The sequence below is a fragment of the Rhodanobacter soli genome, from assembly GCF_039523495.1.
GTDB classification, from domain to species: Bacteria; Pseudomonadota; Gammaproteobacteria; order Xanthomonadales; family Rhodanobacteraceae; genus Rhodanobacter; species Rhodanobacter soli.
In genome coordinates this window covers 253062-276999 of sequence record NZ_BAAAFK010000001.1, presented here as the reverse complement: position 1 = coordinate 276999, position 23938 = coordinate 253062, and the positions used below count along the sequence as shown (strand labels likewise).

General features: G+C 64.6%; 11 protein-coding genes and 1 riboswitch. Of the genes, 6 read left to right on the top strand and 5 right to left on the bottom strand.

Annotated elements, in window-relative coordinates; genetic code table 11:
• Positions 1-339 precede the first annotated feature (339 nt).
• Entirely contained in the window at positions 340-4890 is a 4551-nt protein-coding gene (locus ABD024_RS01215) for an autotransporter outer membrane beta-barrel domain-containing protein (protein ID WP_343848867.1), read from the top strand.
• Between the two features lie 194 nt (positions 4891-5084).
• Here ABD024_RS01215 and ABD024_RS01210 read toward each other — a convergent pair whose 3' ends face one another.
• Positions 5085-8645 carry an efflux RND transporter permease subunit gene (locus ABD024_RS01210; protein WP_343848866.1) on the bottom strand — a complete coding sequence of 1187 codons (3561 nt, stop codon included), beginning with the start codon at positions 8643-8645 and terminating at the stop codon, positions 5085-5087.
• 171 nt (positions 8646-8816) lie between these two features.
• Positions 8817-10667, bottom strand: a complete 1851-nt coding sequence (gene btuB, locus ABD024_RS01205) for a TonB-dependent vitamin B12 receptor (RefSeq protein ID WP_343854399.1) — start codon at positions 10665-10667, stop codon at positions 8817-8819.
• A 132-nt stretch (positions 10668-10799) separates the two neighbouring features.
• A riboswitch (cobalamin riboswitch) is annotated at positions 10800-11031 on the bottom strand.
• Positions 11032-11522: 491 nt separating this feature from the next.
• Between btuB and ABD024_RS01200 the strand changes: the two genes are divergently transcribed.
• The 4 genes from ABD024_RS01200 to ABD024_RS01185 all read left to right on the top strand — a co-directional run bounded on the left by ABD024_RS01200 (position 11523) and on the right by ABD024_RS01185 (position 19792).
• On the top strand, positions 11523-14537 hold the full coding sequence (locus ABD024_RS01200) for a TonB-dependent receptor (protein ID WP_343848865.1): 3015 nt from the start codon (positions 11523-11525) through the stop codon (positions 14535-14537).
• Between the two features lie 204 nt (positions 14538-14741).
• Positions 14742-16364: a tetratricopeptide repeat-containing sulfotransferase family protein gene (locus tag ABD024_RS01195; protein ID WP_343848864.1), complete on the top strand. Its 1623-nt coding sequence runs from the start codon at positions 14742-14744 to the stop codon at positions 16362-16364.
• Positions 16365-16445: 81 nt separating this feature from the next.
• The gene (locus ABD024_RS01190; RefSeq protein ID WP_425543107.1) at positions 16446-18071 is read left to right on the top strand and encodes a tetratricopeptide repeat-containing sulfotransferase family protein; all 1626 of its coding nucleotides are present in this window, start codon (positions 16446-16448) and stop codon (positions 18069-18071) included.
• A 104-nt stretch (positions 18072-18175) separates the two neighbouring features.
• The gene (locus ABD024_RS01185) at positions 18176-19792 is read left to right on the top strand and encodes a tetratricopeptide repeat-containing sulfotransferase family protein (protein WP_343848862.1); all 1617 of its coding nucleotides are present in this window, start codon (positions 18176-18178) and stop codon (positions 19790-19792) included.
• An 85-nt stretch (positions 19793-19877) separates the two neighbouring features.
• Here ABD024_RS01185 and nagA read toward each other — a convergent pair whose 3' ends face one another.
• From nagA to ABD024_RS01170, 3 genes are all read right to left on the bottom strand, one after another.
• Positions 19878-21017 (bottom strand): N-acetylglucosamine-6-phosphate deacetylase, encoded by a 1140-nt coding sequence (gene nagA / locus ABD024_RS01180; protein WP_343848861.1) that lies wholly within the window; start codon positions 21015-21017, stop codon positions 19878-19880.
• A 142-nt stretch (positions 21018-21159) separates the two neighbouring features.
• Positions 21160-21294: a hypothetical protein gene (locus tag ABD024_RS01175; RefSeq protein ID WP_425543106.1), complete on the bottom strand. Its 135-nt coding sequence runs from the start codon at positions 21292-21294 to the stop codon at positions 21160-21162.
• Between the two features lie 31 nt (positions 21295-21325).
• Positions 21326-22078, bottom strand: a complete 753-nt coding sequence (locus tag ABD024_RS01170; RefSeq protein WP_343848860.1) for a GntR family transcriptional regulator — start codon at positions 22076-22078, stop codon at positions 21326-21328.
• A gap of 340 nt (positions 22079-22418) precedes the next feature.
• Here ABD024_RS01170 and zwf point away from each other — a divergent pair, with 340 nt between their 5' ends.
• Positions 22419-23882 (top strand): glucose-6-phosphate dehydrogenase, encoded by a 1464-nt coding sequence (gene zwf, locus ABD024_RS01165; RefSeq protein ID WP_343848846.1) that lies wholly within the window; start codon positions 22419-22421, stop codon positions 23880-23882.
• Positions 23883-23938 lie beyond the last annotated feature (56 nt).

The window sequence follows — 23938 nt, the reverse complement described above, 5'->3', positions numbered from 1 at the left end:
CCCGCGCCTTGGCCGGCTGGCTGGTGAGCAGCAGGCTTTCGCCTGTCATCGGACCGCGGAAGTTGTAGCTGGCGCTCAGCCGCTGAAGTCGTAGACGGCCGAGATCAGCCGGCTGATTTATTCCCTCCACCCTCCTTATCGTCACGCTGATCGACGCGTGGCCGCAGGACGTGCGCATGCACCTGCCGACGCTGGCGACGAGCGCACGAAACGGGCAGACCGATGCACCGCGACGCAAGGCGCGCCGGAAGCCGCCTACCCCGAAACCTGGATCTGCCGCAGCGCACATAGCATTCCGATGATCCTTGCGGCAGGATGTTGCGACTTCGGGGGAAGCACATGGAAAATTCGCAGGGGATGGGCGCGCCGACTCGCGAGATCGGCGGCTTCTGGCTTAAGTCGTGTGCGATGGCTTTTGCCGTGGCACTGGCACTGGGATTATCGGGCTGTGGTGGTAGTGGCGGGGGTGGCGCAAACGTCAGGCCCACACCCGCACCACCCGCACCACCACCGGCAGGCAGCACTGGTTTTACCGGTGGCGAGATCATCGTCGACTCCAATGACGTCACCGTTTTGTCCGAGGATATCCGCGGCTCGATCGACCTTATCAAGGGCGGTACCGGCACGCTGGTGCTGGCCGGTACGGACACCTATACCGGCGGTACCACGATCAAGCTGGGCACGTTGCGGATCGGCAACGGCGGCATCACCGGTTCGATCGTCGGCGATGTGACGAACAATGCGTCGCTGGTGTTCAACCGCAGCGACGACGTGATTTTCAACGGCCTCGTCAGCGGCAGTGGCTCACTGGAGCAGGCCGGCGCGGGAACGCTGATTCTGACCGGTGCCAACACCTACGGCGGTGGCACCACGATCAGCCGCGGTATCTTGCAGCTTGGCAATGGCGGCACCACCGGTTCGATCACCGGCAACGTGACGAACGAGGCGTCGCTGGTGTTCGACCGCAGCGACGACGTGATTTTCAGCGGCATCGTCAGCGGCAGCGGTTCGCTGGAACAGGCCGGCAAGGGCACGTTGTTCCTGACCGGTGCCAACACGTACACCGGCGACACCACGATCAGCCGCGGTATCTTGCAGCTTGGCAATGGCGGCACCACCGGTTCGATCACCGGCAACGTGACGAACGAGGCGTCGCTGGTGTTCAACCGCAGCGACGACGTGATTTTCAACGGTCTCGTCAGCGGCAGTGGCTCGCTTGAGCAGGCCGGCGCGGGAACGCTGATCCTGACCGGTGCCAACACCTACACCGGTGGCACCACGATCAGTCGCGGCACCCTGCAACTCGGCAACGGTGGCATCACCGGTTCGATCGTCGGCGATGTGACGAACAACGGATTTCTGGTGTTCGACCGCAGCGACAACGTGACCTTCAACGGCCTCGTCAGCGGCAGTGGCTCACTGGAGCAGGCCGGTCCGGGCAAGCTGATCCTTTCTGGGACCAACACATATACCGGCGGCACCACCGTACAAGGCGGCACCTTGGAACTTGTCTCGGATGGTGCCGTTGGTATCGGCAGCGTCACGGTGGACGACAGCAATAGCCAAAACGCCACACTAACGGTGAACGGCGGTGTGTCGCTGAGCAATCACCTGGTCTTGAGCAATGGTGCGACGCTGAACAATGCGGGTGCGCTTGTTGACAATGTAGACGGCCCGTTGGAATCGCGCACCGGCACCGTAAACGTTTTGAATCACGACGGTGGCAGCATTACAGGATATATAGCAGCCAGATTTTACGACGGAGCCACCATCCACAACGGTGCCGGCAGCACCATCAGTGGAACGAGAGAGGGCATTGTTGCCTTGGGCGGCGACTCCATTACGGTGAGCAACGACGGAGGCAGCATCCTCAGCGACCAAGGCAGAGGTCTGTTCCTGAGTGGTGCCTCGGTTACCGTTACCAATCGCGACGGTGGCGTTATAGCCGGAGTAACCGGCATCCATCTATTCAGTGCCGGCGCGGTCGTCAATGAGAGTGGCGGCATCATCAGTGGCGACGGTCTGTACGGCTATGGCCTGCGACTGACGCAGGGGGGCACAGTGCTCAACGATGACGCCAGCATAAAGGCCAACGGCGGCGGTACGGGATTGGACTTCTATAACGGTCAAGGCAGCGTCATCAATAGCAACGGCGCCAGCATTGAAAGCAGCGGCATAGCCATCAATATGTATGGCAATGGTACAGTCACCAATAGCCACGACAGCAAGATCAGCGGAAGCTCCGGCGTTGTAATGGGGAATGGAGGCTCGGTTACCAACCAAGGCAATAGCGTCATTAGTGCCTTGGGGTCGTACGGCGTCGCGATCCAAATCTCCGGCGATACCGGCGTCGTGAGCAATATCGATGGCGGTACGATCACTGGAAGCTCAATCGGCGTTTTCCTGCAACACGGCGGCACAGTGAGCAATGACAGCGGATCCACCATCGAGGCGACTGGTACTACGGGTGGAGATTGTGGAGGCACCGGCGATTGCGCCATTTTCGTGGCGTCGGCTAGCGCCATTCCATCCAATCCTGACGGGGAGATGGCGTTGATCAATGCAGGCACCATCATCGGCAATGTGCAGATGATTCCGACTGCAAACAACTACGTCGCCCTGTCGGCCGGCGGCTCCATTCAGGGCGATCTCGAGATCGGTTCGAACTCTGATTCCTCCCTGGTTTTGGACGGCGGCACGGGGACGACACAGTCGTACTCGCAAGCGGTCACCGGCACGACCACCTTCGCGGGCTCACTGATCAAAAAAGGCGATGGCACCTGGGTTATCGACAACGATGAACTCACAACTAGTCCGATCACAGTCCTTGGCGGCACGTTGCAAATAGGCGATGGTGCTACAAAAGGTTCCATCGGCCAATACGACGTCAACATCGATGGCGGCGAGCTGATGTTCAATCGCAGTGACGCTGTGACTTTTGACGGCAATATTTTGGCAGGGGATGCCCCGGCCTATTACGGCACGCTTGTACAAGCCGGTACGGGAACACTCACGCTGCTGGCGAGCCACCAAATTCAGCCCACTTACATCACGATCGAACGCGGTACCTTGCAGATGGATAACACCGGGAATCTGCCTAGCGACCCGTCCAGTACGGCCATATACGACATCGACAAGTACGAGCTGCACGCCGATGTCGTGAATAACGGATCGCTCGTATTCAACAGCAATCTGAACATTTTCTACGGTGGTGCGATTTCCGGGACAGGATTTATCACGCAAGATGGCTCGAACAATTTGATTCTGGAAGCGGCAAACACGTACTCCGGAGGCACCACGATCAATAACGGCGTGTTGCTGGCGAAGCAAGTGGTACCTGGCGACGTCACGGTAGGCGAGGCGGGCGTTCTAGGTCGTCTTGCAGACAACTACCTGGATGTCTGGATGGTCGGCGTCGCTCGCAATCTTTCCAACGCCGGCAAGGTATTTGTGCAAAGGCACAATATCACGGTCGGAGGCGACTATACGAACGCTTCCACAGGCACGTTGGCGGTCAGCCTGGGCAGCAAACTCGATGTGGCCGGTACAGCCATACTCAACGGCGGCACGCTGGAGGTGACCGGCGCCGACAGCGGCTATGTGAGCAATACCCACACCAACGTCCTCACGGCAGCCGGCGGCCTCACCGGCACCTTCGACCAGTTGGTCAAGGGCACGGGTGTGGTCTTCACCGCCACCACCATCAATTACGACGCCAACAGCGTGTGGCTGGACACCACCGGCCTCAACGTGACCACGGCGGCCGCGGGCCAGGGCGTGAGCTACACCCCGGCCTCCTTCGGCAGCGCTCAGCGCGTGCAAGGTGCCTTCGAGCAGCTGAACGACAAGATCGCAGCCGGCAACCTCACCGGCGTGTCGGGCGACTTCCTGCGTGCCGCCGGCCAGTTCCAGCAGTCGCCTACTTTGCTGGCGGCGCAGGCCTCGCTGCAAAGCCTGTCCGGCCAGTTGCACGCGGCCAGCGCGGCGATGACCTTCAAGGCTATCGACGCGTCCGGCCGCGCGTTGTCGGATCGCTTCGACAACCTGCTCGACAAGGGCACCGGCTTCGGCATGTGGATGCGCAACCTCAGCATCGGTGGCGACATGGCGCGCACCGGCTTCGACGGTGTCGGCTTCCAGTTGAACGGCTGGCTGGTCGGCAGCGACCGCCAGATCGGCCATTCCGGCGTGGCCGGTTACGCGTTCGGCCAGAGCCGGGGCCAGCAGCGGCTGGAGCAGAGCTTCGACCACGACAACAGTCGCAGCACCGAAGGCATGATGTACGCAGGCTGGCTCAACGGCAACTGGTACACGCAGGGTCGCGTCGGCTTCGGCCATTTCGAGCAGGATGTCAGCCGGCAGATCCTGCTGGGCGACAGCGTGCAGGGCGTGCAGACCCAGTACAGCGGCAACTACAACGTGGCCTACGGCGAGAGCGGACTGCACCTCGGTCGTGGCGACAGCCATGTCACGCCATTCGTCAATGTGCAGTACGCACGCATCGATCGCGGCGGCTTCGCCGAACAGGGCGCCGGCGGCTTTGGCCTGCGCAGCAACGCGCAGACCCTGGATCGCTGGCAGGCGGGCCTCGGCGTGCGTGCCGGCCGCCACTGGAACCTGGACGACGGGCGGGCCGTGGACGTCAGTGCGCGTGCGCAGTGGCAGCGCACCCTGACCTCGCACGGCGACGCGCTCGACGCCAGCTTCGTTGGCCTGCAGCAATGGCAGCCGCTGGTCGGCATCGGCCTGTCGCGCTACAGCGGCCTGCTCGGCGTCGGGTTGGATGCAACGCTATCGACACGCACGACACTGAAGTTCGGCTACGACTATGAGATGGGCCAGCGCGACCATGCACAGATGCTGTCGGCGCGCCTGAAGGTGGCGCTCTAAAGCCATCGCCGTCGTCGCGGATACAAAGGGGGACGGAGTGAGATGGCCCTTTTGTTTCCTTTGTTTGGCGTGTTTGGCGGCACCCGGGCTTTCAGGCACCAGTGCGCATCTGGCGGGGGCGCAAAATCCCGGAGACATCATGGTGGTTCCGCAGCAGCAGGCGACCGCGGCCACCACGGCACCCGTCGAGCGGGTCAGTGCCTGCCGCGGGCTAGGCGCAGGCGTCCGCCGCGCCGGGCGAAGAAGCCCTCGGTCGATTCGCCGAAATAGGCCTTGGTGCGCGCGCTGAACACGCCCCAGCCCACGGTGGCCAGCATCATCGCGGGAAGGATGATCCCGACTGGATTGCCGCCGGGCGCCCCCGGTGGCGCCATCGCCAGCATCGCAAGCTGGCCCAGCACGGGCAGGCCCAGGACCACCGCGAACACGCTGAACAAGGCAAAGCGCGCGCGGCGCCGGCGTCGCAGCACGGCAATGCCCAGGATTAGCAATGTCACGCCCAGCACAAGCAGCCCGATCGAGACGAGCGGGGCCTTGTCGCCCATCTTCGCCGCCAGCTTCGGGATCAACAGGGCGAGCACACCAGCCAGCACCTGGACCGAACCCAGCACGGCGCTGCCGATGGCCAACCACTGCAGGCGTGCCGGCATGAAGCCCTTCGCGTGCCGCGCCAGGCGATCATGGTTGAACAGATAGATCGCCGGCGTGCTGAGCAGGGTCAGCAACTGCGACACCAGCAAACCACCGACGATGGCGATGCCGAGCGGCTGGCGCATTTCCGAGCCGATGCCGAAGCCGATCGCCAGCGGCAGCGCCGCGCCCATCGCGACCAGGGTGGTCATGGTGATCGGACGGAAGCGCACCAGCGCGGCTTCGCGGATCGCCTCGGGTGCGGGCAATCCTCGCTCGCGTTCGGCGACCAGGGCGAAGTCGACCATCAGGATCGCGTTTTTCTTGACGATGCCTATGAGCATCAGGATCGCGATGATCGCCATCATCGAGATCTGCGTCTGGGTCACCAGCATCGCCAGGAATGCGCCGGCGCCGGCCGCCGGCAAGGTGGACAGGATGGTCAGCGGATGGCCGAGGCTTTCGTAGAGGATGCCCAGCACGATGTACATCGCCAGGATCGAGCCGAGCAGCAGCACCATGCCGTTGGACTGGGCCTGCTTCAGGCGCTGGTTGGCGCCGGTGAAATCCACCCGCATGCCGGCCGGCAGCCTGGCCGCGTAGGCAGCCTGCTCGACCAGCTTCACGCCGACGTCCTGGGTGACGTCCTTGGCCAGGTTGTAGCTGATCGTGGCCGCTTCGAGCTGGTTGTGATGGCGCACGCGCAGCGGGCTGATGTCCGGCTCGATCGTCGCCAGCGCGGATAGCGGAATCATCCGGCCCTGCTCGTTGCGCACGCGCACGTTCAGCAGCGACTCCGGGCTCACGCTCTGCGCCGCGCCGGTACTGAGCACCACCGAGTACTGGTTGATGTCGGAATAGATCTGCGACACCTGGCGCTGACCGAACGAGTTGTACAGCGCCGAGTCGATCGTGCCGATGCCCACGTGCAGGCGGCCGGCCGCCTCGCGGTCGATCTTCAGCAGCTGCTGCTTGCCGACCTGGTCGAAGTTGCTGCCGACGTCGCGGAATTCCTTGATGGTGCGCAGCTGCCGCACCATCTTCAGCGCCCACGGCTGCAGGTCGTCGCCGTTGGTGCTGATCAGCTGGAACTCGTACTGGCCGCCGCCGTCGCCGCTGCCGCCGCCACCGAGGAATTGCGCGGCGCTCACCGAGACCTTCACGCCGGGCAGCTTGTCGTAATGCTTCGACAGGCGCTCGACCACCTGCTTGATGCCTTCGTCGCGCTGGCCCGGCCCGCTGCCGCGCGGCTTCAGGTCGACGAACATCTGCGCATTGTTGCCGACCGCGCCCTCACCATTGCTGCCGAGCAGGGTCAGCTGGTCGAGCACGGCCGGATCGGCCTGCATGATCTTCGCCACCGCCAGCGTGCGCGCGGTCAGTTCGGCCGGCGAGATGTTCGCGTCTGTGCGGATGTCGACCTGCAGCTGGCCGGTGTCCTCGTCCGGCATGAAGGTGCCGCCGGCGGTCTTCGCCACCGCGAAGCCGAGCGCAAAGGTGAGCAGCAGCAGGGTCAGCGGCTGCCAGCGCATGAGCCGGCGATGGCGCATCGCCCAGTCCAGCGAACGCTCGTAGACGCGCAGCAGCTTGCGGTCGAAGTTCTCCACCGCCCGCTCGATCCGCCCGGGCGGCTTGCTGCGTTCCGGCTCGTGGGTCAGCAGGTAGGCGCACAGCGCCGGCGTCAGGGTCAGCGAGACCAGCGCCGAGATCACCACCGCCGCGGTCAGCGTCACCGAGAACTCGCGCAGCAGCATGATCAGCATGTTGTTGCCGAACAGCAGCGGCGCGAACACCGCCACCAGCGACAGCGTGATCGAGATCACCGTGAAGCCGATCTCGCGTACGCCGGTCAGCGCCGCCTGCATCGGCGGCTCGCCGCGCTCCATGTGGCGCACGATGTTCTCGATCACCACGATCGCGTCGTCCACCACGAAGCCGATGCACAGCACCAGCGCCACCAGCGACAGCGTGTTGAGCGTGTAGCCGAGCGTCCACATCACCACGAACGCGCCGGCCAGCGACAGCGGCACGCTCAGCGTGGCGATCAGCGTGGGCCGCAGCCGGCGCAGGAACACCAGCATCACCAGCACCACCATCACGATCGAGATCAGCAGCGCCACCTGCACTTCGTGCAGCGCCGACTTGGTGGTCTGGGTGAGGTCGAACACCGGCGTCATCGTCACGTTCTGCGGCAGCGAGGCGCGCAGCTGCGGCAGCTTGGCGCGGATCGCCTCCACCGTGGCCACCGCGTTCGCCTCCGGCCGCTTGCTGATCTGCATGCCGACCGCGCGCGCGTCGTTGAACCACGCCGCCTGGTATTCGTCCTGCTGGCCGCCGTAGACCTTCGCCACGTCGGACAGCCGCACCGGCGTGCCGTTCTTCACCGAAACCAGCAGGCGGGCGAACTCGGCCGGCGTCTGCAGGCCGTCGCTGGCACTCACCGTCATCTGCGTGCGGCCATTGCTGAGGATGCCCTGCGGCGAGGTGACGTTGGCCGCGCGCAGCGCGTTGGCCACGTCGTTCGCAGTGAGGCTCTTGGCCGCCAGCGCGGCGGTGTCCAGCTCGATCCGCACCGCATGCGGGGTGCCGCCGAACACCTGCACCTGGGCCACGCCGTCGATCTGCGCCACCGCCGGCTTGAGCAAGGTGTCGGTGAGGTCGAACAGCTGGTCCTGCGGCAACCCGGTCGAGGTCAGGGTGAGGAACAGGATCGGGATCTGCGAGGTGTCGAACTTGAAGTACTGCGGCGGCGACGGCATGCCGCTGGGCAGGTCGACCGCGGCCGCGTTGATCGCCGCCTGCACGTCGCGCGCAGCGCTGTCGGCGGTGCGGTCCATGGTGAAGCGCACCATCACCGAGGCGGAACCTTCGTTCGCGTTGCCGTACATCTCGTCGACGCCGGGAATGCGGCCCAGGTGCCGCTCCAGCGGCGCCAGGATGGTGTTCGCCATGGTCTGCGCGCTGGCGCCGGGCTGGCTGGCCACCACGTAGACGCCGGGGAAATCCAGCGACGGCAACGCGGCCACGCCGAGCAGCAGGTACGCCCACAGCCCGGCCAGCATCAGGCCGAGCGCGAGCAGCGAGGTGCCGACCGGGCGGCGAATCAGCGGGGCGAAGATGTTCATGATGCTTCCGTCCACCGGTGCGAACGCGGGCTGGACCAGCGCAGGGATGGCGAGGATAGGGCAAGAGTTCCGTTCATGCCCACTTTATGCCCCTTGGCACGCCCCGACGTATGTGCCTGAAGTCCACACCCTGCCGGAAGGCAGGGGTGGTCTCCACGGTGAAGCGGAAGCTCAGCGCGTGGCGGGGCTGTAGCGCAGGGTCAGGAACGCGCTGCGACCGGGCTGGTTGAAGTACCAGACGGTCTCGTAATGGCGGTCGAACACGTTGGCCAGCCGCGCCTCGACCTGCCAGTCCGGCGCAAAGTGCCAGCTGGCGCGCAGGTCGGTAGTGGCGTAGCCGGCCAGCGGATGCCGGTTCGCCGCATCGTCGTAGCTGCGCCCGGCCGCGTTGACCGTGGCGCCGACGCCGAACGCACCGAAGCGGCGATCCAGATCCACCCGTGCGGTGCGCCCGGGCCGGCGCGGCAAGGTCCGGCCATCGTTGGTGCCGCCGTCCTCGTTGCGCGGCTGCAGCCAGCCCAGGTAGCCCTGCAGCTGCCAGCCGGCGAGCTTGACGCCGAGCTGGCCTTCCACGCCGCGAATGCGCGCCTTGCTGATATTGGACGGGAAGTAGTTGCTGTCCAGTGCGATCAGCTGGTCGATGCGGGTCTGGTAGGCGTTCAGCGCCCAGTTCCACGTCTCCTGCTGCTGGCTCAGGCCCAGTTCGGCGCTGCGCGATTTTTCCGGCTTCAGGTCCGGGTTGCCGCTGCCATACGGGTAGTAAAGGTCGTTGAAGGTCGGCGCATGGAACGCGCTGCCGTAGCTGGCGGACAGGCGCAGGCCATGATCGAAGCGGTAGCCCCACGCCGCGGCGCCGGTGTTGTGGTCGCCGAACTGGCCGTTGTGGTCGCGTCGCGCCGACAATTGCACCTCGTGGCGGCCGAACGTGCCCTGGTACTGCACGTAGCCGCCGGTATTGTTGCGGCGACTGGCCAGGAAGCCGGTGTCGCTGTCGATGTGCTCGCCCTGCCAGTCGATACCGAGCGTCAGCAGCTGGTTGCTGGCCACGCTGAGGTCGTTCTGCCACGACGCCTGGTTGCGTCGCGAGTAGATGTAGCCGACGAAGTCCCGGTTCTCGTAGTTGTCGTAGCGGTCCAGGTTCTGGCCCACGCTCAGCGTGGTTTTCCACGCTTCCAGCGGGTTGAAGCTGAAACCGCTGCCGGCGACCTGCTGCAGGGTGCGGCTGCGGTTCTGGTAGCTGCCGTCGAAATGGATCTCGCCGAGACTGCGCAGCCAGGTGCCGGTGAGCTCGGCGCCGTTGTCCCAGCGGTAGCCGCCGCTGGCGCTGAGGTTCTTGTTGCGGTAGGCGTCGCGGTCCGGCTCGTCGGTGAAGCAGCCGGCGAACACCGTGCCGGCGCCGATGCGGCAGGCATTGATACCGCGGGTGTACTGCGCGCCGGCGCCGAGGTTGTACCAGGCGTGCTCGCTGCCGCCGGACAGTCCGGCCTGGCCGCGCAGCAGGTTGTTGCTGCCAGTGGTCACGCTGAACGAAGGCCGCAGCCCGCCATCGCGCGTGCCGCGGCGGGTGAAGATCTGGATCACGCCGCCGAGCGCGTCGGCGCCATACAGACTCGAACGCGGGCCGCGCACGATCTCGATGCGCTCGATCTGCTCCACCGGAATCTGCTCGAACGCCGCCAGCCCGGCGCTGACCGATGCCACCCGCACGCCGTCGACCAGCAGCAGGGTGTGGGTGGAGTTGGTGCCGCGCATGAACAGCGAGGTCTGCTGGCCGTAGCCGCCGGTGTTGGCGAAGCTCACCCCGGGCAGGCCGGTCAGCAGATCCGGCACCGACAGCGGCTGCAGCCGCTCGATGTCGGCGCGGGTGATCACCGTCACCGACGACAGCGCCTCGTCGGCGGTGATCGCGGTGCGCGTGGCGGTGACGATCACCGGGGCCAGCGCCGATGCATCGTTCTGCTCGGCAGCCTGCGCGGCCATCGTGCAACCGAGCAGCGCCGCTGCCAGCAGGGACTTCTTCATCATGTTCGTTCCTCTACGCCGCGCACCCGCGCACGGCTCATGTGTTCAATGAGCTGGCAGCGGGCAGGAGGAAGGCGGAACGACGGGCAGGCAGGATCGACCGACACGTGGTTCGGCCTCGCCCACCGCGAGCCACCAGGAATCGTTCGGGCCGGTCTCCGGGCTGACGAGTGGCATGCGATCGCCCGCATGCCTTGAAACGGCGCCTTCCCGTGCCATGCACAGTGGCGTTCGCCGTTCGTGGTCTCGCTTACCGTTGCGGGGGCAGCGCCGGCTTTGCAGTGTGTTCGCACACCACGCACCGGCTTCCCGTTTCATCCCTCCGGCCATGAGCCTTCGGGACACCTGAACCGCGCCACTCTAGCGCCGGCGTGAAATTCACGCAAATCAAACGCCCCGTTAAAAGAGCGCTTGCAGGCTTTCACACTCATCGTTTCTGTCAACGCCAATATTATTGAAGTCCTTCCCATAAAATGAGAATCAAGGAAACAATAATCGCAAGTTATTACAAATTTGAGTGTTGGAAATCGTAACTTCTTACTAATTCATAATAATCATGAAGATTTTGTTGACGTCGGTATTTGCGTCGCTTTATGTTCGGATAACAAGTTGCTGAATGTCATGGATACAACGCGACGGCATGAGGCTCTGCGCCTGACTGACGGAACAATCGGCGGCTGCCCGCGTGCATCCAGCTGCTTATCGGTGAGTTGATCGAATTACGTCACTTGGCCTTCGGGCCTTTCACTCTGGGGAGATTCATTGTCAATGAGTAGTCACAACAAAATCCATAATCCAAGGTGGCGCCACACCGCTCTCGCCCTGGCGTTGAGCGTGAGCCTCGGCGGTGTCGCCATGGCACAGTCCACCACGGGTTCCATCTTCGGCCAGGCACCGGCAGCCGCGGGCGAAACCGTCAGCGCCACCAACGCGACGGGCCTGACGCGCGAAGTTGCCGTCGACAGCTCGGGCCGTTTCCAGATCAGCAACGTGCCGGTCGGGGTCTACACGGTTTCGCTCAAGAAGGACGGCGCCGTCGTCGATACGCGAAACAACGTGGCGCTGTCACCCGGCGCCGGTACCTCGGTCACGTTCTCGGCAGCTGCGCCAGGAACGACCTCGCTGAGCGCGGTGACCGTACAGGCGAATGCACTTCCGTCCATCGACGTCTCCAGCGTCAATTCCAGCACGGTGATCACCGCGGCTGACCTGCGGAAGCTTCCGGTCGGCCGCAGCGCGGAGTCCATTGCACTGCTGGCACCGGGCACCACGTCCGGCAGCGGCTACTTCACCGGTCCGGGCAACCACGCCCTCGTCTCGTTCGGCGGTTCAAGCGTGACCGAGAACGCCTACTACGTGAACGGCTACAACACCGGCGAGCCGTACAAGAACTTGGGCGGCTTCCAGTTGCCGTACGGCGCGATCGACCAGCAGGAAACGCTCACCGGCGGCTACAACGCCAAGTACGGTCGTTCCGACGGCGGCGTGATCAACCAGATCGGCAAGCGCGGCACCAACGAATGGCACTTCGGCGGCCAGGTGTCTTGGCAGCCGCGGTTCCTCGAGGGGACCCCGGTCAACAACTATTACGGTCATCCGGTCGTCCCGGCGTCGACCAGCCAGGTCAACTACGCGCTGGAAACCCCGAGTCTGCCGGGCACGTTGCACCAGTACCGCAATGACAACAAGCAATGGGAGACGATCTACTCGGCCTATCTTGGCGGCCCGCTGATCCAGGACAAGTTGTTCATGTTCCTGGCGGCCGAGACCACCAAGACGCAGTCCAACAATGTGGAAGTCGCGGCCAACCAGGTCGTCCAGTACAACACGGACAAGAACACGAAGTTCTACGGCAAGCTGGACTGGAACATCACCGACAGCAACATCCTGGAGCTGACGGCGCTGAACAACCGGCAGTCCACCGGGGCGGGCTCGACCTATGACTTCGACTACAAGACGCTGAAGGCGGGCGCATTCTCCACCGCGAACGACGTGACCAAGGACAACTCCCAGTTCTATCTCGCCCACTTCACCAGTTACATCACTGATGCCGCCACGCTGAGCGTCTTGTACGGCAAGGCCAACTTCCAGAATCCGACGATCTACGGCAACACCAGCCTGCTGCCGTTCATCTCCCGGCCGCAAAACGAGAATCCGGCCTTCCTGCCGCCAGGTACGGGTCCGTTCGGCATCATCAACCCCCAGACCAACACCAGCTGGGACTCGAACGACGCCACCAACGGCACCCACGGCCTGCGCGCCGACTTCAACTACAAGTTGAGCGACCACGACCTGGCCGTGGGTATCGACAACATGTCCTACCAGGCCCACAACCAGGGTCCGAATCAGCAGAACCCGTTTAATCCGGCGCTGAATTACTACTGGCGTTACATCTCCGCCTCCACCGTACAGAAGCGCGAGATCGGCTGGCAAACCAGCATGAGGACGACCCAGAAGGCCTACTACCTGCAGGACGACTGGCAGGTCTCGCCCAACGTGTTGTTGAGCATCGGTGTCCGCAACGACCATTTCACCAACTACAACGACGTCGGCAAGGCGTTCGTCGATTTGAAGAACCAGTGGGAACCCCGCATCGGCGCCAGCTGGGACGTGATGGGCGACTCCTCGTTCAAGATCTACGGCAATGCGGGTCGCTACTACCTTGCGCTGCCGGACAACGCCGCCGAGCGTGCGGCAAACACCTCGACCTATCTCACCACCAACTACAGCTATACCGGCGTCGACCCAACCACCGGCGTCCCGACCGGCCTGACGACGCAAGATGACCCCGCGACGACTTCGCCAGACGGCGAGAAAGGTCTGCCGAAGGATGCCCAGCAAGTCACCGCGCGCAACCTGAAAGCGGAGTATCTGGATGAATTCATCCTCGGCTTCGACAAGAAGCTCAACGATGACTGGACCTACGGTGCCAAGGCGATGTGGCGCGACCTGAAGACCGCGATCGACGACGAATGCTCGCCGGGCCACATCGCGGACAAGATGACCAGCATGGGCCTGGATCCGAATGCTTACTACGATTCGCTCTACGGCGCGTCCTACTGCCGCCTGATCAATCCGGGTATGACCAACACCATCCTGGTGAAGTCGGACGATGGCACCCAGAGCAAGCTCATACCGATGACTCAGCAGGACTGGGGTTATCAGCAGGGCGTCAAGCGCAAGACCGGCTCGTTGAACCTGTACATGGAGCATCCGTTCGACGGCAAGTGGCAGGCGCGCGTCGATTACACCTACACCCGCGGCTTCGGCAATACCGAGGGCCAGGTGCGTTCCGACTTCGGTCAGGCCGACGTCTCCAAGACCGAGGACTGGGATTCCTGGCAGCTCATGGATGGCTCGAACGGCGAACTGGCCAACGTCCGCAAGCACCAGCTCCGTATCCGCGGCGCCTATCAGATCACGCCGGAATGGCTGGTGTCCGGCACGCTGCTGGAACAGTCCGGCTATCCGAAGGAGTGCCTGGGCTACTACGGCACGGGCGGCTCGGGCAAGGCCTATTACGGCCCGGGCAAGCCGGGTGACCCGTCCGGCTACAACAACTACGGCAGCGGCAACTATCACTGGTGCAATGGCGCGCGCGTCACGGCAGGTAGCGTCGGCCATACACCGTGGACCACGCAGCTCAATCTCGGCGTGCACTACTCGCCGGCGTTCGCCGACAACAAGCTCGGGATCAACCTGGACGTCTTCAACGCGCTGAACGGACAGAAGGCCGTGCAGACCGACCCGACCGGTAATAGCTCGTACAACCGCTTCACGAACACTCTCAACATCAACAACAGCTACGGCGATGGCATCTACTTCCAGCCGCCGCGCACGGTACGTTTGTCGGTCACCTACGACTACTGATCGTACCGGCTGATTCAAGCCTTGAAAGCCACCGGTTTCGGCCGGTGGCTTTTCTTTGTCCTGCAGGCAGAAATTTCCAGGCTGAAGTCCCTGTACGCAACGATTCAGCGAAGCCAACCGTGGCGAACGTGCCTGATTTAAGGAACCTCGTTAACAGCAGTGACCAGGCTCACGATCTCCCATCCATGAAGCTACTATGCCCGAATGAATTCACAGGACCTTTACGCAGCAGAAGATCGCCTGCGCAACCTAGCCCGGCGGTACATCGACAACCAGCAATGGGACGCCGCGCAGGTGGCCCTGGAGTCTCTTGCCCGACACGTACCGAACGACCCCACGGTGCTGGTCGACCTGGCTGATGTCCTGTTCAGGCGTGGCCGGCTGCGTGAAGCAACCGGGCTGGTACTGCGGGTTGCACGTCGACTGCCAAAGGATGGCCTGCTGATCATTGGCGTGGCGAGGCGCCTAGTTGCCTTTGGCGAGATTCTCGCCGCACGCAGTTGTCTTGACTTCCTCGCCCAGGCCCCAGCACCTCCGCCGGAGCTGCTGGTTGCACAGGCACACCTGCGCTTCAGCATCGGCGAGATTGCCTCGGCAAAGGCGCTGATGGAAAAAGCCATCGCGGCCGGCGTCGACTCACCGGGCGAACTGCATCTGTACGCCATGCTGCTTCAGTTCAGCGGCGACGTCGAGCGCGCCTGTACGGTGCTGGAGGGGTGCCTCGAACGCTGGCCGCATTTCGGTGATGCGGCGATGGCGCTGGTGAACCTGCGCAAGCAGCGGCCGCAAGCCCATCGGCTGGATGACGTGCAAGAGCAACTGCGCCGGCTTCCCCGAGACGAGCCGGATCCCGGTGCCCGTTTCGTCCGCGCGGAATTCGAATACGTGCAATTCAAGATACTGGACGATCTCGGACGTCGCGAAGAGGCCTGGCCCGCCTTGGTGCGCTACAACGCCATCATGCACGAGCTCAATCCGTACGACGCCGACGTCGAGACCGCCGTCACCGACGCATTGATGCGCATGCCTGCGCTGAGCGATGAGGCCGAAACGACACCTGCGCCCGCGTCCGAGGGGCCTACACCCATCTTCATCGTCGGCATGCCGCGCTCGGGCACCACCCTGCTCGACCGGATGCTGTCGGGCCATTCGCAGATCGTGTCCGCCGGCGAGATCATCGACTTCTGGCGCCAACTGCACTGGGTGGCGGACGTGCCTCCGGCGAAGTCGCACGGGCTGCTGAAGATCATCCAGCGCGGCGCGGACATCGACCACGCCGAGCTGGGCGCGCGCTACCTCCGGCAGACGCAGTGGCGCGCCCAAGGTCACGCCTACTACATCGACAAGCTGCCGGCCAATATCCAGATGGTCGCGTTCATCCGCAAGGCCTTGCCGCACGCGCCGATCCTGCACATGGTGCGCGACCCGATCGACACCTGCTTCTCCAACTTCAAGGCCATGTTCGGCAACATCTCGCCGTACAGCTACGACCTGCAGGCGCTGGCGCACTACTACGGGCAATATGCGCGCCTGACCCGGCACTGGCACGCCCGGCTTCCCGACGCCATGCTCGACATCTCCTACGCCTCACTGGTGCGCGACCCGGAAAGCACGCTGCGACACGTGCTCGAGCACTGCGGGCTGGCGCTGGAGGAAGGCTGCCTGCGTCCGGAACTCAATGCGTCGCCGGTTGCCACGCCGAGCAGTGCGCAGGTGCGCGAAGCGATCCACACCCGCGGCCTCGACCAGTGGCGGAACTACGCCGAGCAATTGCAACCCCTGCGCCTGGCACTTGGTGAAATTCCCGGTCGGGTGCGGCAGTCGTGACGACATCGGCCCAAACTGCCTGCCAGTGTCACGGTATGGCAGCGCGAGCTTTCCACTATCCCGCAAAGGTCGTCTCTCCCTATGACCGCGGATGACATGCCCACCGTGGAAAACCGCCTCCGCCGCCGCGCCCGGCAGTACATGGACGCCGGCCTGCTGGATGCAGCGCAGATCACCCTCGAGGCGCTTGTCGAACGGGTACCTGATGATGCCCCCGCCCGCATGGAACTTGCGAGCGTGCTGCTCAAGCGCGGCCGGTTGCGCGCGTCGATCCATCAGCTGCTGCAAGTCGCGCTGGCATCCTCCAGCAACGCCGGGTTGATGGTCCAGACGGTGCGGCGCCTGTACTTCAATGGCGAAATTCTGGCGGCACGGGCCTGTCTCGACCAGCTCGAGCTTGCATCCGATCGGTCGGCCCCGATGCTGGCCGAGCAGGCGCAGCTGCGCTGGATGCTTGGTGAAATACCGGCAGCGATGGCCTTGATGGATCGCGCGATCGCGGCGGGGATTGAAACGCCCGATGCCTGTTATCTGTACGCCATGCTGTCCCAGTACACCGGAAAGATTGCCCAGGCCCGCAGCGTACTCGAGGCATGCCTGCACCGATGGCCGAATTTCGCCGACGCGGCGGTGGCACTGGCGAATGTGCGCAAGCAGACGCCGGAAACCAATGATCTCGATTTACTGCGCGAACGGCTCTGCCGGATCCCGGGGAACAACAACGCCGCGGAAATCCTGACCGCTCGCGCCGGGTTCGAGTCGGCGCTTTTCAAGGAGCTGGACGACCTTGGTTGCCATGATGAGGCATGGCAGGCATTGGCGCGCAGCAATGCCCTCATGCATGCACTCAGCCCCTACGACGCGGCCGGCGAAACCGCCGTGACCGATGCGATCATCCACGCGTCCGCGGCGATCGCCGCAGCTCCCGTCGAACCGGCTCCGGCCTTCGGGGGTGCCACGCCGATCTTCATCGTCGGCCTGCCCCGCTCCGGCACGACCCTGCTCGACCGCATGCTCTCCAGTCATTCGCAGGTGGTTTCCGCCGGCGAGATCAATGACTTTCGACGGCAGCTGCGCTGGATGACGGACGTCCCCCCGAGCGGGGTTCAAGGCATGCTGACCGCACAACAGCGCAGCACGGGTATCGACTTCGCGGAACTGGGCGCGCGTTATCTGCAGCAGACACAATGGCGCGCGCAGGGGCGGCGGTTCTACATCGACAAATTGCCCATCAACGTCCGGATGGTTCATCTCATTCGTCGCGCGTTGCCGCATGCGCCGATCCTGCATATGGTCCGCGAGCCGATGGACGTGTGTTTTTCCAACCTCAAGGCCATGCTCGGCCCCGCCTCGGCCTACAGCTACGACATGCGCACGCTGGCCCACTATTACGGGCAGTACGTGCGACTGACCAACCACTGGCACGCCAGCATGCCCGGTGCGATGCTCGACGTCTCCTACGCATCGCTGGTGAGCGAGCCGGCGATCACCCTGCGTCAGGTTCTGGAACACTGCGGGCTGGAAAACGAAGAGGGCTGTCTGCATCCCGAACGCAATGCTGCGCCAGTGGCCACGCCAAGCAGTGCCCAGGTGCGCGAACCGATCCACCGGCGCGCCCTCGGCGAGTGGCAGCATTACGCGAGGCAGCTGGAACCCCTGCGGCTGGCGCTCGAGGATTCACCACGTCAGCTCCATGGCAATCAGTGATGCGGGTTTTTGTGCCGGGATGAATCGTCGTTTCAACGTGGTGCCTGGTGGATCACGCCTTGCTACATTTATCGAGCCAACCAGCACCCGGATACCATCTCTCCATGCATATCGCGGATACCTCAGCGGCAGCTGACCGTCTCCGCCGCCAGGCCCAGCAGTCCATGGATGCCGGGCAGTGGGCGGCGGCGCAGACCGCACTTGAGTCACTCGTGCAAGCTGCGCCGCACGACGTTCCCGTCCGCATGGCACTGGCCGACGTGATCCTTCGGCAAGGCAAGATGCATGCGGCAACCCGGCAATTGCTGCAGGCCGTCCCGTTGCTGCCCAATGACGCCCGCCTGATCGCGCAACTGGCGTGGCGCCTGTCGACGAACGGCGAGATCCAGGCTGCGCGCGCCTGTCTCGCGCACCTCGGACGCGCACCGGCCCCGCCGGCCGAAGTGCTCAGCGAGCAGGCACACCTGTGCTGGGTGCTTGGAGAGATACCGGCGGCACGGGCGCTGATGGATCGAGCGGCAGCGCTCGGCATCGACACGAGCAGCGAGTATTACCTGAATGCCATGTTGTACCAGTTCCTTGGCAGGATCGCCGAGGCCGAAGCGGTGCTGCTGGCATGCCTGCAACACTGGCCGGACCACGGTGATGCCGCGGTCATTCTGGCGAACCTTCGCAAGCAGACGCCGGAAGCGAACCATCTCGATCTTTTTCGGGAATCGCTTGGCCGCATCTCCGCGGAAAGTGCGGATGCGCGCGACAAGTTTGCCCGCGCTGAATTCGAATCGGCGATTTTCAAGGTGCACGACGATTGCGGGCGTCTCGACGAGGCGTGGTCGGCGCTGGCGCGCAGCAATGCGCTCATGCGTGAAATCCATCCCTACGATGCACAGGGCGAGGTGACGCTGACCGATGCGCTTGTCGGCATCCCGGCATCCATCGCCATAGCGGCGACCGATGCTGCAACGGAATTCGACGGCCCCATGCCCATCTTCATCGTCGGCATGCCCCGTTCGGGATCGACTCTGCTCGACCAGATGCTGTCGAGTCATTCGGAGGTGGTTTCCGCCGGGGAGATCCAGGATTTTCAGCGCCAGCTCCACTGGGTGGCCGATGTCGCGCCAAGAAGCGCGCAGGGCATGCTGAAGGTGATCGAGCGCAGCGCGGACATGGACTTCGCGGAACTCGGGGCACGCTACCTGCAGCAGACCCAATGGCGCGCCAGGGGACATCGTTTCTACATCGACAAGCTGCCGATCAATGTACGAATGGTCCCCTTCATCCGTCGGGCATTGCCCCGCGCACCGATCCTGCACCTGGCGCGCGGTCCGATGGATGTGTGTTATTCCAACCTGAAGGTCATGTTCGGTCTGGCCTCTCCCTACTGCTATGACCAGCAGGCGCTCGCCCATTATTACGGCCAATACGTACGCCTGACGGACCACTGGCGGGCCAGCATGCCCGGCGCCATGCTTGACGTTTCATATGCCGCCCTGGTGAATGAGCCCGCGGCGACCATGCGTCGCGTGCTGCAGCATTGCGGGCTGGCGATGGAGGAGGGTTGCCTGCATCCCGAGCGCAATCCGGCTGCCGTGACCACTCCCAGCAGTGTCCAGGTGCGTGAGCCGGTTCATTCCCGCAATCTCGGCCAATGGCGCCGTTATGCGAAGCAACTGGAACCGATGCGGCTGGCCCTTGCCGAACAAGGGATTGTGGTGAGCTGATCGGCCTACATGTGGGACCCTGATGCGCCGGAGTACCATTCCGGCACGCTCCCGCCAGGGTCGTCGAGACGGTCTGGAACTCGCTTCACCCTCCGGCCCCGCCAATCCAGCTCTGCTGCACGCGGTACTCGTCGTCCAGCACCACCAGGTCGGCGCGAAAGCCCGGGGCGATGCGGCCGTGGCTTTCGCCGAGGCCAAGGAACTCGGCCGGATAGGTGCTGGCCATGCGCACCGCCTCCTCCAGCGACAGACCAAGCAACTGCACCGCGTTGCGTACTGCGCTGGCCATGTCCAGCGCCGAGCCGGCCAGCACGCCTTGCGCGGTCTGGCAGATGCCGTCCTTGGCGATGATGGTCTCGCCGTTGAGCACGTAATCGGGGCGGTCCGCACCGACCGGCGGCATCGCGTCGGTGACCAGCAGCATCTTGCCGCGCGGCTTGGCGGCGAGCGCCACGCGCAGGCTGGCCGGATGCACATGGTGACCGTCGACGATGATGCCGCACCAGCTATCGGCATCCTCCAGCGCGGCGCCGACCACGCCCGGCTCGCGGCTGCCGAACGGGGTCATCGCGTTGAACAGGTGGGTGAAGCCACGCACGCCAGCCGCGAGCGCGGCGCGGGTTGTTTCGTAGTCGGCCGCGGTATGTCCGGCGCAGACGATCAGCCCGGCGGCAGCCAGCGCACCGATGCTGGCCAGCGGCACCTGGTCCGGCGCCAGCGTGAGCAGGCGCACGCCGCGGTGCGGCGCGCACAGCAGCGCCAGTTCGTCGCTTCTTGGCGCGTGGAAATGCTTCGCGTCATGCACGCCCTTGCGTGCCGGCGCCAGGTACGGCCCTTCCAGATGGATGCCGAGCACGCCAGGCACGCCTTCGGCCAGCGCCTGCTCCACCGCGGCCAACGCCACGCGCATCACTTCCGCGCGATCGCTGATCAGGGTCGGCAGGAAACCGGTGGTGCCGAAGCGCCGGTGCGCGGCACCGATCCGGCGCAACGTCTCGACCGTAGGCGCCTCGTTGAACAGCACGCCGCCGCCGCCGTTGACCTGCACATCGATGAAGCCGGGCAGCAGCATGGCGCCGTGCAGATCCTGTTGTTGCGCATGGCGCACACGCGGATCGGATGGCGGCAGCAGATCGGCGATGCGCCCGCCGTCGAGCAGCACGGCGAGGTCACTGCGCCAGCCGTCAGGGGTGAGTACGCGGGCGTTGGCAAGAGCGAGTGTCATGGTGAATATCCGTGAGAATGATGAGCCGTAGGAGCGCCCTGCGCGTGATACTCCTGCAAGGCGGGCACCGCCCGACGAAGCCAAAAAAGCACCGCGCACGACCGAGGGAAGTCCCTTGTGGGCAAGGTGCGCTCCTACATGATCAAACGGTCCCGGTGACCTTGTTGAGCTGCGGCGGCTGCGCGCGCAGCGATGGCGCCAGCGCGCTGACCACAGCCTCGTTCGCGGCGAACTGGCACGCGACCACCGCGGCCGACTCGCGCGCCTCCCGGTACATCAAGGTGCCGCGGGCGTCCGTATCGATACCTTCAGTCGGTCTGCAGTTCGGCGACGAAGTCGTAGATGTCGCCGCGGTACCAGGAACAGGTGAACTCGACCACGCGGCCGTCGTCCAGAAAGCTGCGCCGTTCGATGCTCAACCCCGCGCTGCCCACGTTGACGTGCAGCAGCCGCGCCTGCTGCGCGTTCAGTGACACCGCGCGCAACCGCTGCAATGCGCGGCGCGGGCGCGCATTGAGTTTCTCCAGCGCCTCGTACAGCGAGTCCTGCACCAGCAGCGGATCGGGCAGCACGCTGGCCGGCACCACGCTGCGCTCGATCGCGAGCGGCTCGTCCTGGCCGTAGCGCAGGCGGTGCAGGCGTACCACCAGCGAGCCGGGCGACAGGTTCAGCGCCATCGATTCCTCCGGCGTCACCTCGCCGATGCCGCGCTCGAAGAATTCCGAGCGTGGCGACAGGCCGCGCTCGCGCAGATCCTCGGTGAAGCTGGTCAGCCGCGACATCGGCTTGACGATGCGCTCGGCGATAAAGGTGCCGGCACCGTGGCGCTGGGTCAGCAGGCCTTCCTCGACCAGGCCGGCAATCGCCTTGCGCACAGTCACCCGCGACAGCTTCAGCACCTGTGACAGGTCGCGTTCGCTGGGCAGCGCCTGGCCCGGTTCGATATCGCGATGCTCGACGATGTTGCGGATCGCCCGACGCAGGCGCAGATAGGCCAGCGGCTGGTGCGTGGCCGGGTCGTGGCAGATGCGGCGGTATTCGTTGACCAGTGCGGTTTCCATGCGTCGAACGATACCAATAGCGAACCACTGACCGCAAGCCCGCCAGACCAACCGTTCGCACTAGGCGTAGCGCGCACCAGCGGGCGAAGTCGAAGTGCATGCTGAGGGCACTCTTCGACTTCGGCCTGCAGCCCGCGCTCAGAGCCAGCCACGGACTTGATCCGGGGATCGACGGAGTTTGAGGGATCATTCCGACTGGTCGCCCGACCGCAATTTGTTCATGAATTCGTATGCATCCGGGTAGCTGATCTGGTATTTCACTGGTACGATCTTCGGCAACCCGGGTCATCGCGCCTTCTCGGCCGCTGCCCGCCATCCGGCATCGAGTCGAGGTGACTGCGTGACTGCTTCCTCCCAATCGGTCGAACCGTTCGACCTGGTGATTTTCGGCGGCACCGGCGATCTCGCCGTGCGCAAATTGCTGCCGGCCCTGTTCCATCGTTTCCTCGACGGCCAGATCCCGGCCAGCAGCCGGATCGTCGGCATCGCCCGCGAGGCGCTGGACGACGACGGCTACCGCGCGCAGCTGCGCGAGGCACTGATCGGCGTGTGCGCAGCGGCGCAGCTCGACGTGTTCCTGCAGCAGGTGTTCTACCGCCCGCTCGACGCACGCAAGGACGAGGGCTGGGACGACTTCGCCGCCTTCATCGGCAACCAGCCCGAGCACATCCGCGTGTTCTACCTGTCCACCTCGCCGGAACTGTTCGTCGACATCTGCAATCGGCTGGGCCAGTACAAGCTCAACGAAGGCGCCTCGCGCGTGGTGCTGGAGAAGCCGATCGGGCGCGACCTGGCCAGCGCGAACCAGATCAACGACGCGGTCGGCAAGGTGTTCAGCGAATCGCAGACCTTCCGCATCGATCACTACCTCGGCAAGGAGACGGTACAGAACCTGCTGGTGTTGCGTTTCGGCAACGCGCTGTTCGAGCCGCTGTGGAACGCCGGGCACATCGACCACGTGCAGATCACCGTGGCCGAAACCCTCGGCGTCGGCCATCGCGGCGCGTACTACGACCGCGCCGGCGCACTGCGCGACATGGTGCAGAACCACATGCTGCAGCTGCTGTGCATGGTGGCGATGGAGCCGCCGTCGTCGCTGGCGCCCGACGCGGTGCGCGACGAGAAGCTGAAGGTGCTGCATTCGCTCAAGCCCATCGACGACAGCAACGCCGCCCAGCTCACCGTGCGCGGCCAGTACCGCGCCGGCGTGGCCGAAGGCGCCAGCGTGCCGGGTTACCCGGAGGAACTGGACAACAGCAAGTCGAACACCGAGACCTTCGTCGCGCTGAAGGCGGAGATCGCGAATTGGCGCTGGGCCGGCGTGCCGTTCTACCTGCGCACCGGCAAGCGGCTGCCGAGCCGGGTGTCAGAGATCGCGGTCACCTTCAAGCCGGTGCCGCATTCGATCTTCGATGTCGGCGCCGGCACGCTGGCGCAGAACCGGCTGGTGCTGCGACTGCAGCCGGACGAAGGCGTGAAACTGTGGCTGACCATCAAGCACCCCGGCCCCGGCGGCCTGCGCCTGCGCCACGTGCCGCTGGACATGAGTTTCGCCGAGGCGTTCGGCGTGCAGCAGCCGGATGCGTACGAACGCCTGCTGCTCGACGTGGTGCGTGGCAACCCCACCCTGTTCATGCGCCGCGACGAAGTGGAAGCGGCATGGCGTTGGGCCGGCCCGATCCTCGCCGCGTGGGCCGACAGCGGCGAACCGCCGCGGTCGTACACCGCCGGCAGCTGGGGTCCGAGCGCCGCGGTGGCATTGATCGAACGCGACGGCCGCACCTGGAACGAAGACAGTGAGTAAGCCAGCACTCATCGCGGCGATTCACTCCGCCATGCCGACGCGCACGGCAGACTTTG

Bases quoted from the DNA above. Each gene is read 5' to 3' on its own strand.
- ABD024_RS01215 (WP_343848867.1), top strand. From the start codon at position 340: ATGGAAAATTCGCAGGGGATGGGCGCGCCGACTCGCGAGATCGGCGGC.
- ABD024_RS01210 (WP_343848866.1), bottom strand. From the start codon at position 8,645: ATGAACATCTTCGCCCCGCTGATTCGCCGCCCGGTCGGCACCTCGCTG.
- btuB (WP_343854399.1), bottom strand. From the start codon at position 10,667: ATGAAGAAGTCCCTGCTGGCAGCGGCGCTGCTCGGTTGCACGATGGCC.
- ABD024_RS01200 (WP_343848865.1), top strand. From the start codon at position 11,523: ATGGCACAGTCCACCACGGGTTCCATCTTCGGCCAGGCACCGGCAGCC.
- ABD024_RS01195 (WP_343848864.1), top strand. From the start codon at position 14,742: ATGAATTCACAGGACCTTTACGCAGCAGAAGATCGCCTGCGCAACCTA.
- ABD024_RS01190 (WP_425543107.1), top strand. From the start codon at position 16,446: ATGACCGCGGATGACATGCCCACCGTGGAAAACCGCCTCCGCCGCCGC.
- ABD024_RS01185 (WP_343848862.1), top strand. From the start codon at position 18,176: ATGCATATCGCGGATACCTCAGCGGCAGCTGACCGTCTCCGCCGCCAG.
- nagA (WP_343848861.1), bottom strand. From the start codon at position 21,017: ATGACACTCGCTCTTGCCAACGCCCGCGTACTCACCCCTGACGGCTGG.
- ABD024_RS01175 (WP_425543106.1), bottom strand. From the start codon at position 21,294: ATGTACCGGGAGGCGCGCGAGTCGGCCGCGGTGGTCGCGTGCCAGTTC.
- ABD024_RS01170 (WP_343848860.1), bottom strand. From the start codon at position 22,078: ATGGAAACCGCACTGGTCAACGAATACCGCCGCATCTGCCACGACCCG.